Genomic DNA, 12,931 nt, shown 5'->3' with positions numbered 1-12,931 from the left:
CCGATGTCAAGCGCACTCCGTCCGGACCCCGACCGCGAGCCTGCGCTGCGGCTGTCCGAGTTCCTGCCCTATCGGCTGAACGTGCTGGCCGAGACCGTGAGCGAAGGCCTGGCCCGGAGCTACGGCACCCGCTTCGGCATCTCGGTGCCCGAATGGCGGGTTCTGGCCACGCTCGGCGAGTTTCGCTCCATGACGGCCAAGGCGGTGGGCGCGCATTCGCGCATGGGCAAGGTGAAGGTGAGCCGCGCCGTCGCCGCGCTCGAGGGCCGCGGCCTCGTCCGGCGGCGTCGGAACGAGGCGGATCTGCGCGAGGCCTTCCTGGTGCTGACGCCCGAAGGCGAGCGCCTCTACCGGAAGATCGTTCCGCTCGCTCTGGCGCATGTCGAGCGGCTGACGGCCGGACTGTCCGCCGCCGACCGGGCGCATCTCGACCGGCTGATCGACCTCGTCATGCGCCGCTCGCGCGAGCTGGGCGGCGCTCTCCCGGAGAACGGTAACGGCTGAACGTCCTGTGGCCCGCTGCCCCGCCCCAGTATGTTATATCCCTAGGACATGCTAATCGGCCGGCATGGATCGCGACGATCAGGGTGCCGGCCCCGTTCCGCTCTACCACCGGCTCTATCTCGTGCTGCGCCAGCAGATCGAGGACGGCCGCTTTCCGGCCGAGGTCCCGCTGCCGGGGGAGCTGGAGATCTCCAAGCAGCACGGCGTCTCCCGGATCACCGTGCGCCGCACGATGGAGATGCTGACGGCGGACGGGCTCATCGAGCGGCGGCGCGGGCGCGGCACCTTCGCGCGTTCGGGCGCTCTCGGCACGCCGATCACCGGCCAGCTCTCGGGGCTCGCGGACAACCTCTCGTCCTATGCCGAGCATACCACCGTCACCCTGCACTCCTTCGAGTACATCCCGGCCTCGCCGATCGTCGCCGCGACGCTCGAGATCGAGGAGGGCGGCTCGGTGCAGAAGGCCGTGCGCACGCGCTCGCGCGAGGGCGTGCCGGTGTCGCTCCTGACCACCCACGTCCCGGCCGCGCTCGGGCGGACCTATACGCGCGAGGAGCTGGCCTCAGGATCGCTGATCCGGCTACTCGAGCGCGGCGGCGCCCGGGTCGATTCGGCCGACAGCACGATCACGGCGAAGCTCGCCGACGCCTTCTCGGCGCCCCTGCTCGGCGTTCAGGTCGGGCAGCCGCTGATCGCGCTCACCCGCACGGTGCGGGACGAGAAGCGCCGCCCGATCGAGTATCTGAGCGCGCTCTATCGGCCCGACCAGTACGAGGTGCGCCTGTCGATGTCGCGCGACGGCAGCGGCAGCCCGAATCTCTGGCGCTACCAGCAGAAGCCCGAGGTCTGACTGAGCGCGCCGTGTAGCCGCCGTCCATCACCAGGTCCGACCCGTTCACGAACCCGGCCGCGTCGCTCGCCAGGAAGAGCGCGGCCGCGGCGACCTCCTCCGGCCGGCCGATCCGGCCGGCCGGATAGCCGGGCGCGAGCGCCGCCGCGACCTCGTCGGGCGAGCCGATGAGCCGCGTGAGGCGGCCCGTCATCACGGCGCCGGGCGAGAGGCTGACGGCCCGGATTCCCTCCGCCGCGTGGTCGAGCGCGATGCTGCGCGTCAGCGACAGCAGCCCCGCCTTGGAGGCGCTGTACGGAGCGCGGCCCGGCGTGGTCACATGGGCGAGCTGCGACGCGATGTTGATGACGACGCCGCGGCCGGCCTTCCGCATCGGGCGAAGGCAGGCGCGCGCCATCAGGAAGGCGCCGGTCAGGTTGACGTCGATCGCCTGCCTCCAGGCGGCGGCCGGCACATCGGCCACGGGAGCGAGCGGCGTCAGCGCGGCGGCGTTGTTGACCAGGATGTCGATGCGCCCGAACCGCTCCAGCACCGCCGCGACCGTGCGCTCGACCGAGGCTTCGTCCGACACGTCGCAGCCGAGCGCGAGAGACCGGCCGGGCGGGAGCTCCGACCCTTGCGCGAGGCGGCCGGCGGCATCGGCGTCGAGATCGAGCAGGGCCAGACCCGCACCCGCCGCCGCGAACCGCGCCGCGATGGCATGGCCGATATCGCCGGCCGCCCCCGTGATCACCGCGATACGGCCCGAGAGAGCGGATTGGTCGGTCATGAGGCGTGGTGCTCGCAATCTGGGCAGGCGCGGACTCGACGCGTCCGGTCTTATTGATATGACATTATGCGTACCGGACGATAGCCCGCGCGAGCGCGGACGAGCCGGCTGAGGAACGCATGCTGTCCGAGACCAGGGCCCCCGGTGGGCCGGAACCCTATCCGCATGTGCTGGCGCCGATCCGGATCGGCGCCCTGACGCTGCGCAACCGCATCTTCGTGCCGGCGCACACGACCAATTTCGGCGAGGACCACCTGCCGTCCGAGCGACACCTCGAATATCACCGCGCCCGGGCCCGCGGCGGGGTCGGCGCGATCATCTTCGAATCGATCCGGGTGCAGCAGAACTGCGTCGGCCGCCCGCAGGCGGTGGCCGGTTTCGACCGGCGCTGCATCCCGGCCTTCGCCCGCATCGGCGAGGCGGTCCGGGCCGAGGGGGCGCGGCTTCTCGGCCAGATCATCCATCTCGGCCGGCAGGTGGACGGCGATTTCGAGCGGACCGTGTCCTGGGGTCCCTCCCCGATCCGCTGGTCGGCCACTTCGGCCATGCCGCACGCCATGACCGAGGACGACATGGCGAGCGTGGTCGAGGCCCATGTCGCGACGGCCCGCAACCTGATCGAGGCCGGGCTCGACGGGATCGAGGTCCAGGTCGCGCACGGACATCTCCTGCAGCAATTCCTCTCGCCGGTCTCGAACGGCCGCGAGGACGCCTATGGCGGGCCGCTCGAGAACCGCATGCGGTTCCCGCTCGCGGTCTTGCGGGCGGTGCGCGAGGCGGTCGGTCCGGACTACACGCTCGGCATCCGCATCAGCGCCGAGGAGTACCTCGAAGACGGGCTCCATCCCGACGAGATGGCGGAGGTCGCCAGCCGCTTCGCCGGGGCGGTGAAGCTCGACTTCGTCAATGTCAGCCACTCGGCCTACCACGCGAGCTATTCGCTCGCGACGCAGATGGCGGACATGAGCTTCGATCCCGCCATGTTCCGGCATCTCCCAGCCGGCATCCGCGGGGCGCTCCGGCAGGCCGGGCACGAGGTCCCGGTCTTCACGGTCTGCCGATACCGCACGCTCGCCGAGGCGGAGGAGACGATCGCGGCGGGCGCGGCCGACATGGTCGGGATGGCCCGCGCCCATATCGCGGAGCCCGCGATCGTCCGGAAGACGGTCGAGGGCCGCACGGACGAGATCCGCGCCTGCATCGCCTGCAACCAGGGCTGCGCCGGAATGCTCGAGAAGAACATGGCGGTGCGCTGCCTCGTGAACCCCGAGGCCGGACTCGAGGGCGCCTGGCGCGAGCCGAGTACGGACCCGGCACCGGAGCCGAAGAACGTCGTCGTGATCGGCGGCGGGCCGGCCGGGCTGGAGATGGCCTGGGTCGCGGCGGCGCGCGGGCACAGGGTCCGTCTCGTCGAGCGCGCGGACCGCCTCGGAGGACAGCTGAACCATCTCCGGGCCATGCCGTCCCGCCACGCCTTCTTCGACCTCCTCGCCTTCCAGGAGCGCCAGCTCGCGCGCTTCGGCGTCGCCGTCGAGCTCGGCCGCGAGGCCAGGGCGGACGAGATCGTCGCGAGCCGGCCGGACCTCGTCGTGCTCGCGACCGGCTCGCGGCCGCTCGCCCCGGCCCTGCCGGGCGGCGGGCCGGTCTTCACGGTAGAGGCCGCGCTCGCCGACCCCGACGCGCTCGGCGAGACCGTCGCCTTCGCGGATCTCACCGGCGAGTGGGCCTCCCTCTCGGCGATCGCGCACCTGGCCGGCCTCGGCAAGCGCGTCACCGTGTTCTCGCCCGTCGCCGGCTTCGCCTGGCGCACGACGATCTACTCGACGCTCGCCTGGACCAAGCGGCTGCGCGAGAAGCGCGTGAGGATCGCGACGCTCCGCAAGGTGCTCTCGTTCGACGGTGCGACGCTCGCGGTCGAGGACGTGTCCTGCGGCGAGATCGAGGCCCTCCGCGGATTCTCGTCCGTGATCCTCGCCCGGTACAACGCCGCGTCCGACGAGCTTCGCGCGCCCCTCGCTCAGGCCGGGATTCCCTTGAAGCTCGTCGGCGACTGCCTCGCGCCCCGCACCGCCATGGAGGCGGTCTACGAGGGTCACGAGGCGGGACGTGCCATCTGAGGGGCTGAGATGACAACCCTGATCACGGGCGCGGGCGGCTTCATCGGCCTGAACGTCGCCGAGCAGCTTCTGGCCGAGGGCGAGCGCGTGGTCGCCCTCTCGCTGGGGCCGCTCCATCCGGAGGCGCTGCGCGTCTTCCGGACGCTGCCGGGCCGCCTCTCGGTCGAGATCGGCGACATCTGCGATCCAGCCTTCCTGCGAAGCGTCCTTGCCCGACACGCGATCCGGCGCGTGCTGCACACGGCGGCGATCACGGCCGGTCCGGATGCCGATCCGAGCCGCGCCACGCGGGTGATCGACGTCAACGTCGCGGGCACGAACGCCCTCCTCCTCGGCGCGCTCGGGGCCGGGGTCGAGCGCTTCGTCCTGACGAGCTCGGGCGCCGTCTATGGCGATGCGCCCTTCGGGGCTGAACCGGTCACGGAGGAGACCCCTCCCCGGCCCGCCAGCCTCTACGCGATCACGAAGCTCGCGGCGGAGCGGATGGCGGTGCAGGTCCGCGACGCGCGGGGCCTCGACGTCCTGCGCACCCGGCTCACCGCGATCTACGGTCCCTGGGAGCACGACACGGGCCTGCGCGACACGCTGAGCCCGCCGCTCCAGATCGCCGCCGCGGCTCTGCGCGGCGAAGCGGTCACCATTGCGGATGGCGGCTCCCGCGACTGGACGCCCGGCCCGGAGATCGCCCGCGCGCTGGTCACGCTGCTTCGGGCCGAGCGACCGGCGCACGACCTCTACAATCTCGGCTGCGGCCGGACCTGGCACCCCGAATTGCTGTGCCGCGCGCTGGCGGAGCGGTTCCCGGGCTGGTCCTGGCGGCGCGGCGGCCCGGGCGAGGCGCCCTCCGTCGCCTACAACGACGCGCTGGACCGCCCCCGCCTCTCGCCGCCGAGCCCCGCCCGGTTCGAGGCCGAGTTCGGTCCGGTCTTCCGTCCGCCGCCCGAAGGCGCGGCAGCCTATGCGGCCTGGGCCGCCGAGCATCCGGCGCTCCTCGCCCCGCGCTCCTGATGTCACCACCCGGAGAGAGAACCATGAAAGTGATCTACACGGCCGAAGCGGTCGCGACCGGCGGCCGCAACGGAACCGCCCGGAGCTCGGACGGGGAGCTCGACCTCAGGCTCGCGCGGCCGAAGGAGATGGGCGGGCCGGGCGGCGGCACCAATCCCGAGCAGCTCTTCGCGGTCGGCTATGCGGCCTGTTTCGCGAGCACGATGGATCACCTGGCCCGTCAGCAGAAGCTCGACATCGGCACCCCGCAGGTGACCGCGAAGGTCGGGCTCGCCATGATGGAGGGAGGCGCCTACGGGATCACGGCCGAGCTCCTGGTATCCCTGCCCGCCTTGCCGGAGGACCAGGCCCGGGCCCTGCTCGAGCAGGCGCACAGGACCTGCCCCTATTCCAACGCCACGCGCGGGAACGTGGACGTGAAGCTCACGCTGGCGCGCTGATCAGCCTGCGGCGGCGCCGACCAGCGCGGCCGCGGACAGCCCGGCGATGCGGCCGAGCACGACGGCCGAGAGCAGGCCGTTGCCGGAGAGATAGCCCCACGCGGACGGACCGGAGAGGCCGCGCGCCGCGCCGCCGCCCGCGAAGAGGTTCGGCAGCTTCGCGCCGCCCGGCCGCAGCACGCGCGCCCCGGCGTCGATCGCGAGCCCGCCCTGGGTATGGAACAGGGCGCCCGTGATCTTCGCCGCCCGGTAGGGCGGCGCGAGCGGCGGGTTCTTGGTGAAGTCGCGCCCGAACGGATCCTGCGCGCGTCCGGCGGCGCAATCCTCGACGTTGCGAAGCGTGTCGGCGAGGGCCGCTTCGGAAAGCCCCGTGACGGCGGCCAGCTCCCGCACGCTGCCCGCCTCCTTGATGGCGCCGAGGCGCTTGAACTCCCGGTAGTCGTGGAAGGCGAGCGCGGGCGCCTCGCAGCGCGCGTCGTAGATGTCCCAGGCGAAGCGGCCGGGCTGCTTCAGGACCTCTTCGGCATGTTCGGAATAGCCGCGCATCTCGTTCGCGAAGCGCTTCCCCTGCGCGTTCACCTGGAAGCCGCCGAGCGTGATGACCGCCCAGGTGAGCGGGGCGGAATGCGGCCGCGGCACCGAGCCGTGGCCCTGGTAGGAGCCGAGATCGGCAGCGGCCGCGCCGAGGGCGAGGCCCCAGCGGAGCGCGTCCCCCGTATTGGAGGCGTGGCCGCAATACTCGGCCTCCGCCATCTCGGGGATGTGGCGGCGGACGAGATCCGGGTTGCCGCCGAAGCCGTTGCAGGCGAGCACGAGGGCCTCGCAGCCGACCGCCTCCGCCGTGCCGTCCGGCCGCCGGAAGCCCGCGCCGACCACGCGCCCGGTCTCGTCGGCGAACAGGTCCTCGACGGAGGCGCCCGTCAGGATGTCGATGCCGGCACGCTCGGCCGCGCCGAGCAGCATGGCTTCCAGGTCCGCGCCCGTCTGCGTCTTCGGGCCGTGCATGCGCAGGCGGGAATGGCCGGGATAGGTGAACCCCTCGACGAGATGCAGGTCGAGGCCCTGGGACGCGACGAGCCAGTCGATCGTCGGGCCGGAGGCCTCCGCGACGGCGCGCACGACCGCTGGGTCGTTCCGGCCCCGGGCCTTGGCGGCGAGATCGGCCGCGAAGATCTCCGGGCTGTCCGCAATGCCCTTCTCGTGCTGGAGCCGCGTTCCGGCTGCCGGGATCAGGCCGGCCGAGAGCGAGGTGGAACCGGACGGGCGCGGGTCGCGCTCCAGCACCAGCACCTCCGCGCCCGCCTCGCGGGCGGACAGCGCCGCCGTCAGCCCGCAGGCGCCGGCCCCGATCACGAGGACCGGTACGGAGAATTCGAACCTCGCCTCCGCGGCCGGGCGGATCGCCATGAGCGCGCGGACTCAGTAATCCGTCCGCGCCGCGTCCGGCACGCCGTAGCGCGCCTCCAGCGCGCGCACCTCCTGCATGCCGACGAGGTCGAAGAATTCCTGGAAGCTCGGCAGGTCCGGGGCGATGCTGGCGATCGTGCCCTCGCGCTTCAGCGTCTCCAGCGCGCCCTCCGCGGCCTTGATGGCCGAGAGGAGGAGCCAGTTCGGGTAGAGGATGATCTTGAAGCCGTAGGCCTCGATCTCTTCCCGCTTCAGGAACGGCGTCTTGCCGCTCGTCGCCATGTTGTAGAGCGTCGGGAAATTCAGGCGCCGGTTGATGGCCTCGAGCTGATGAGGCCCGGGCGCCTCGACGAAGAGCACGTCCGCGCCGGCCTCGCGGTACATCTCGGCCCGCTCCAGCGCCCGCTCGAACCCTTCCACGGCGATCGCGTCCGTGCGGGCGATGAGCACGAAATCGGCATCGCGCCGGGCATCGGTCGCGGCCTTGATCTTCGCCACCATCTCGGGCGCGGAGATGAGCTGCTTGCCGGCGAGGTGGCCGCAGCGCTTGGGCAGGACCTGATCCTCGAGATGGATCGCCGCGACGCCCGCGCGCTCGTATTCCTGGACGGCGCGGCGGACATTGAACGGCCCGCCGAAGCCGTTATCGGCGTCGGCGATGAGCGGCAGGTCGGACACGGACGCGATCCGGGCCGCGTTGTCCACCATCTCGGTCAGGGTCAGAAGACCGATATCGGGCATGCCGAGCCGCGTCGCCGATGTACCGGCGCCCGTCATGTACATGGCCTCGAAGCCGTGCTTCGCGACCAGCCGGGCGTAGAGCGGATCGACGACGCCGGGCGCCATCACGGCGCCGGGACGGGACAAGAGTTCGCGGAGGCGGGCGGTCGGGCGAGTGGACAAGGGCGCACCCTTTCTTTCTTCGTTATGGGCGAGGCGGCTCACAGGCCGAGATAGGTCTGGCGCAGCTTCGGGTCGTTGAGGACGTCGGCCGACTTGCCCACGATGGCGAAGCGGCCCTGCTCGAGGACGTAGGTCCGGGACGAGATCGCGAGCGACTGGACGACGTTCTGCTCGACCAGCAGCACCGCCAGGCCGTCCTGGTTGATGGTCCGGATCAGTTCGAACATCTCCTCGACCAGGAGCGGCGAGAGGCCGAGCGACGGCTCGTCGAGGATCACGAGCTTCGGCTCCGACATCAGCCCCCGCCCGATCGCCAGCATCTGCTGCTCGCCGCCCGAGAGCGTCCCGGCGCGCTGGTTCAGCCGCTCCCGCAGCCGCGGGAAGATCGTGCACATCCGCTCGAAGTTGCGGGCGCGGTTGGCCCCGGCCCGGCGGAAGGCGCCGAGCTCGAGGTTCTCGCGCACGGTCAGGTTCGGGAAGATCCTGCGCCCCTCCGGCACCTGGGCAAGGCCCATGGCGACGATGTCCTTCGGGCGGCGCGCCGTGATGTCCTCGCCGTCGAACCGGATCCGGCCGGCGCGCGGCCGGATGATGCCGGAGATGACGTTGTTCAGCGTCGTCTTGCCGACGCCGTTGGAGCCGAGCACGGCGACGATCTCGCCCGCCGCGATCGACATCTCGATGTCGTGCAGGATGGTGACCGGGCCGTAGCCCGCCTTGAGCCCGGCGATCTCAAGCATGGGCCTGGGCCCCCGGATGGCCCGCATGGAGGCGCTCGGCCGCGCCGTGGCCGAGATAGGCCTCGATCACCTGCGGGTCGCGCACGAGCTGCTGCGGGGTCCCGTGCGCGATGATGCGGCCCTGGTTCAACACATAGGCCTCCTCCGAGAGGCTCATGACGGCCTGCATCACGTGCTCGATCAGCAGGATGGTCACGCCGGAATCGCGGATCCTGCGGATCGTCGGGATGATCTCGGCGACCTCGCTCGGAATCAGGCCCGCCATGACCTCGTCGAGGAGCAGGAGCTTCGGCTCTGTCGCGAGCGCGCGGGCGAGTTCGAGCCGCTTGCGTCCGGCGACGGTCAGGTCCTGGGCGGGCTGGTCGAGCATCCGCTCCATCCCGACCTGGGCCGCGATCTCGGCCGCGCGCGCGAGGGCGTCCGCCCGCTTCGCGTGGTGCAGATGCGCCCCGCAGGCGATGTTCTCGCGCACGGTCAGCCCGGCGAAGGGCTGCACGATCTGGAAGGTGCGGGTGAGGCCGAGGCGGCAGATCCGGTGCGGCGCCATGCCGTCGATCCGCGCGCCCCGGAAGGTCACGGTCCCGGCATTCGGCCTGAGGAACCCGGCCATGATGGCGAAGAGCGTCGTCTTGCCGGCGCCGTTCGGCCCGATGACGGCGACGATCTTCCCTTCGGCCACCTCGATGGAGGCGTCGCTGACCGCGAGGAGGCCGCCGAAGCGCTTGGTGATGCCGCGCGCGGAGAGCATCAGCGCGCCTCCGCCGAGCGGGCGGCCGACGCCGTCCGGGCCGGCCAGCGAAGATTGCCGGCCAGCCCCATGAGGCCGTTCGGCAGGAAGCGCAGGATCAGCAGGAGGACGATGCCGTAGAAGACGAGGTTCAGGCCCGGCGCCCCGCCGACCCCCGTCTTCACGACCTCGCCGACGATGTGGAGCACGACCGTCCCGACCACCGGGCCGAGGAGCGTGCCCGCGCCGCCGATGATCGGCCCGAGCAGGGCCTCGACCGAGATCAGCGAGCCGTAGGCGATGGGCGCGTCGATGAAGAGCTGGATCTGCAGATAGGCGACGCCCGCCGCGCCGGCGATCGCGCCCGAGATGATCATGGCGACCACCTTGACCCGGAACGCGTCGATGCCGATGGCGCCCGCCGCCTCCTCGTTCTCGCGCACCGCGACCATGTTCGAGCCGAGGCGCGAGCCCTTGACGGCGGCGCTGACCGCGAGCGCCAGGATGCAGAGGATCAGGACGAAGACATAGGCGGCATAGCGGTCGGGGAACTGCAGGTTCGCCAGGCCCGGCCTGAACGGCAGCGTCAGGCCGCTTCCCGCGCCCGTGATCTCGAAGGAGCTCGCCAGGATGCGCAGCACCTCCGCGAAGGCGAGCGTCACCAGGGCGAAATAGGAGCCGCGCAGCCCGTACCGGAAGGCGAGCGCGCCGATGAACCCGCCCATGGCGGCGCCCGCCGCGATCCCGACGATACCCGCCAGGTAGGGGTTCAGGCCGAGCCGGAGCTGCAGCATGGCGGCCGCATAGGCGCCGGTGCCGTAGAGCGCCGCGTGCCCGAAGGACATCTGGCCGCAGAACCCGCCCGTCACGTTCCAGGCGATGGAGAGCACGCTGATTAGGACGGCGTTCACGGCGAAGCCGATCCAGGCCTGCGACGGCAGGACGAAGGGCGAGATCGCGGCGAGCGCGAGCAGGATGCCCACCACGCCCTCGCCGGGGCCGAGACGTCTCATCAGGCCACCCTCGGCGCAAAGAGGCCCGCGGGCCGGAACAGCAGGGTCAGGATGAAGGCCGCGAAGATGCCGATCTGGCCGAGCGTCTCGCCGAGGAAGAGGCCGCACAGCGCCTCCACGACGCCGAGGAACAGGCCCGCGACCAGCGCGCCGCCGAGCGAGCCCATGCCGCCGAGCACCACCGTCGTGAAGGCGACCAGCACGAAGGCGTAGCCGACCTGCGGCGTGACGTAGAAGGTCGGCAGGAGCAGGCAGGCCGCGGCCGCGACGCAGGCGGTGCCGATGCCGAAGCACATCGCGTAGGTGTGCTTGACGTCGATGCCCATCAGCTCGGCGCCGCGCTTCTCGATCGCGACCGCCCGGATCGCCGCGCCGAGGCGGGTATGGCGCATCAGGAGCCAGAGGAGGGCCGCGAAGACGAGCGCCGCCAGGAAGGCCACCAGCTTCGGCAGGGGGATGAAGGCCGGCCCGATCTCGACCATCTCGAACGCGTAGGGGACGTCGATGGTGCGGGTGTTGGAGGTGAAAAGGTAGAGCGCGCCGTTGTCGATGATGATCGACAGCGCGAGCGTGGCGAGCAGGATGTTGGCGTCCCGCCCGTGGCTGAAGGTGTCGATGACGTAGCGCTGCAGCAGGTAGCCCGCGCAGAAGAAGATAGCGACCACGACCGGCAGCGCGACATAGGGATCGAGGCCGAGCCGCAGGTTCATGAACAGCGCCGTATAGAGCGCCGCCATGAGCAGGCTGCCATGCGCGAAATTGATGATGTGGAGGACGCCGTAGATCAGGGTCAGCCCAAGGGCCACGAGCGCGTAGATCGCGCCCGTGGTCAGGCCGCTCAGGACCGCCGGTACGACGAGGCCGAGCATCAGGCGTACCGCTTCTCAGCGACGGTCTTAGAGGACTGGATCATCACCTTCGGATTCCACTCACGTCGTCATGCTGAGGAGCCCCGGACCTCGTCCGGGGCGTCTCGAAGCACGCACGACCATCGTGCGTCCTTCGAGGCTTCGCTTCGCTCCGCACCTCAGGATGACGAGGTCTGGAGCCTTCCACCGACCCCCTCCGTCGTTCCGGGGCGGAGCGAAGCTCCGAATCCGGAACCGCGACCGGGTGGGCGAACCGTGGTCAGCTCCGATCCGGGAACGGGAAGACCGGGTCGATCGTGGCGTATTCCTTGGGGAAGATGACCTCGATCTTGTCGCCGCGGACCTGCAGGTTGACGAGATGCGACCCGGTATTGTCGCCGCCGACGAACTTGATCGGCCCGTACGGCATGACCGTGTCGGCGAAGGTCTGGGTCGACAAGGTCTCGATCAGCTTCGCACGGTCGGCCGAGCCCGCCTTCTCGATCGCGTCGATCACGACCTGCGTCGCCCCATAGGCGACCATGATGTCGTAGGTCAGGTCGAGCTTGGCGTCGGCGACCTTCCTGGCGAGGGCCTGCGAGGCGGGCTTCCTCGGATCGTACCAGTGGTTGGTGTCGATCACGAACTGCGCCGCGTCCTGGTTCTCGCGCACGAACTTGATGTTGGAGGCGCCGCCGCCGAAGATCGAATAGATCGCCTTGGGCGCAAAGCGCTGCTGCCGGATGGTGCGCGCGAACAGGATGAACTCGTTGATGTAGTGCGACGGCATCACGAGATCGGGCCTGGCGTTCTTCAGGCGCAGCACGATGTTGGTGAAGTCGCGCTGCGGCGTCGGGTGGCTGATCGTCTCCACCACGTTCATGCCGATTGAGGGCAGCTTCTCCTGGAGCAGCCTCGCCATGGACGAGCCGAAGGGGCCGTCCTCGTGCACGATCGCGACCGTCTTCACCGGCTTGCCGGCCTGCTCGTTGAGCGTGTTGAGGTTGGCGATGCCCTCCGCGACGGAGCGCGCGGTCCCGGGCGAGAAGCGGAACACGTTCGGGAGCCCGCGCTGCACGATCTGGTCGGCGGTGCCGACATCGACGACCTGAGGCAGGTTGAATCGCGCCGCGGCCTGCGTCGTCGCCAGGCTGATCGCGCTCGACTGCGCGCCGACGAGGCAGCAGACGCCCGCCTCGGCGAGCTTGTCGACCTGAGCGGCCCCGACATCCGGACGAGATTCGGCGTCGCCGAAGAGGAGCTCGAGCTTCGCGCCGCCCATGCTCTTGATGCCGCCGGCCGCGTTGGCGTCGTCGATGGCGAACTGCATCGCCGCCTTGGCCTGGTTGCCGTTATAGGCGAGCGCGCCGGTCAGCGGCCCGATGCCGCCGATCTTGACCGTCGGCGCCTGGGCGCGGAGCACGGCCGGAGCCGCAACGGTGCCCACCGCGGCGAGCGCCAGCGTCGAGCCGCCCGCCTTCAGGAGCTCGCGCCGGCTCCGGGCCGTCCCGGCGATCGTCTCGAAGCCGCTCTTATCCTCTGCCATCTGCCATTCCCCTGTCGTTGTCAGCGTCGGAAAGCGGCCTTGCGCCGTCTTGGTCTTCA

General features: G+C 71.0%; 12 protein-coding genes and 1 pseudogene. 5 read left to right on the top strand and 8 right to left on the bottom strand.

Features of this window, described 5'->3' with window-relative positions; all coding sequences use genetic code 11:
- Positions 1-3: 3 nt before the first annotated feature.
- Together HJG44_RS04145 and HJG44_RS04140 are read left to right on the top strand one after the other, a co-directional pair.
- Positions 4-504 (top strand): MarR family winged helix-turn-helix transcriptional regulator, encoded by a 501-nt coding sequence (locus tag HJG44_RS04145; protein WP_171217034.1) that lies wholly within the window; start codon positions 4-6, stop codon positions 502-504.
- A gap of 64 nt (positions 505-568) precedes the next feature.
- Positions 569-1,354 carry a GntR family transcriptional regulator gene (locus tag HJG44_RS04140; RefSeq protein ID WP_171217033.1) on the top strand — a complete coding sequence of 262 codons (786 nt, stop codon included), beginning with the start codon at positions 569-571 and terminating at the stop codon, positions 1,352-1,354.
- A gap of 22 nt (positions 1,355-1,376) precedes the next feature.
- On the opposite strand, the pseudogene HJG44_RS23515 reads toward HJG44_RS04140, so the two are convergent.
- Positions 1,377-2,123: pseudogene (locus HJG44_RS23515) on the bottom strand (SDR family NAD(P)-dependent oxidoreductase); the annotation flags it as partial.
- Between the two features lie 119 nt (positions 2,124-2,242).
- On the opposite strand from HJG44_RS23515, the gene HJG44_RS04135 reads away from it, so the two are divergent.
- From HJG44_RS04135 to HJG44_RS04125, 3 genes are read left to right on the top strand one after another with little or no spacing between them, the layout of a single operon-like run.
- Positions 2,243-4,240: an oxidoreductase gene (locus HJG44_RS04135; RefSeq protein WP_171217032.1), complete on the top strand. Its 1,998-nt coding sequence runs from the start codon at positions 2,243-2,245 to the stop codon at positions 4,238-4,240.
- Positions 4,241-4,249: 9 nt separating this feature from the next.
- Positions 4,250-5,248 carry an NAD-dependent epimerase/dehydratase family protein gene (locus tag HJG44_RS04130; protein WP_171217031.1) on the top strand — a complete coding sequence of 333 codons (999 nt, stop codon included), beginning with the start codon at positions 4,250-4,252 and terminating at the stop codon, positions 5,246-5,248.
- 23 nt (positions 5,249-5,271) lie between these two features.
- Positions 5,272-5,688 carry an organic hydroperoxide resistance protein gene (locus HJG44_RS04125; protein ID WP_171217030.1) on the top strand — a complete coding sequence of 139 codons (417 nt, stop codon included), beginning with the start codon at positions 5,272-5,274 and terminating at the stop codon, positions 5,686-5,688.
- On the opposite strand, the gene HJG44_RS04120 is transcribed toward HJG44_RS04125, so the two are convergent.
- From HJG44_RS04120 to HJG44_RS04090, 7 genes are all read right to left on the bottom strand, one after another.
- The gene (locus HJG44_RS04120; protein ID WP_171217029.1) at positions 5,689-7,095 is read right to left on the bottom strand and encodes an FAD-dependent oxidoreductase; all 1,407 of its coding nucleotides are present in this window, start codon (positions 7,093-7,095) and stop codon (positions 5,689-5,691) included.
- 12 nt (positions 7,096-7,107) lie between these two features.
- A complete protein-coding gene (locus HJG44_RS04115; RefSeq protein WP_346767081.1) occupies positions 7,108-8,040 on the bottom strand; it encodes an isocitrate lyase/PEP mutase family protein in 933 nt (310 codons plus the stop codon).
- Positions 8,037-8,738 carry an ABC transporter ATP-binding protein gene (locus HJG44_RS04110; RefSeq protein ID WP_171217028.1) on the bottom strand — a complete coding sequence of 234 codons (702 nt, stop codon included), beginning with the start codon at positions 8,736-8,738 and terminating at the stop codon, positions 8,037-8,039. Before HJG44_RS04110 ends, HJG44_RS04115 begins: the two co-directional genes overlap by 4 nt.
- A complete protein-coding gene (locus HJG44_RS04105) occupies positions 8,731-9,486 on the bottom strand; it encodes an ABC transporter ATP-binding protein (protein ID WP_171217027.1) in 756 nt (251 codons plus the stop codon). The genes HJG44_RS04110 and HJG44_RS04105 overlap by 8 nt, the downstream gene beginning before the upstream one ends.
- Entirely contained in the window at positions 9,486-10,478 is a 993-nt protein-coding gene (locus tag HJG44_RS04100) for a branched-chain amino acid ABC transporter permease (RefSeq protein ID WP_171217026.1), read from the bottom strand. Before HJG44_RS04100 ends, HJG44_RS04105 begins: the two co-directional genes overlap by 1 nt.
- A complete protein-coding gene (locus HJG44_RS04095; RefSeq protein ID WP_171217025.1) occupies positions 10,478-11,347 on the bottom strand; it encodes a branched-chain amino acid ABC transporter permease in 870 nt (289 codons plus the stop codon). The genes HJG44_RS04100 and HJG44_RS04095 overlap by 1 nt, the downstream gene beginning before the upstream one ends.
- A gap of 259 nt (positions 11,348-11,606) precedes the next feature.
- On the bottom strand, positions 11,607-12,872 hold the full coding sequence (locus HJG44_RS04090; protein WP_171217024.1) for an ABC transporter substrate-binding protein: 1,266 nt from the start codon (positions 12,870-12,872) through the stop codon (positions 11,607-11,609).
- Positions 12,873-12,931 lie beyond the last annotated feature (59 nt).

Origin of the sequence: Enterovirga aerilata (assembly GCF_013044135.1) — a bacterium.
In the GTDB taxonomy this organism is placed as follows: domain Bacteria; phylum Pseudomonadota; class Alphaproteobacteria; order Rhizobiales; family Beijerinckiaceae; genus Enterovirga; species Enterovirga aerilata.
The sequence above is the reverse complement of the archived record's forward strand: the minus strand, read 5'-3'. Positions and strand labels throughout refer to the sequence as shown.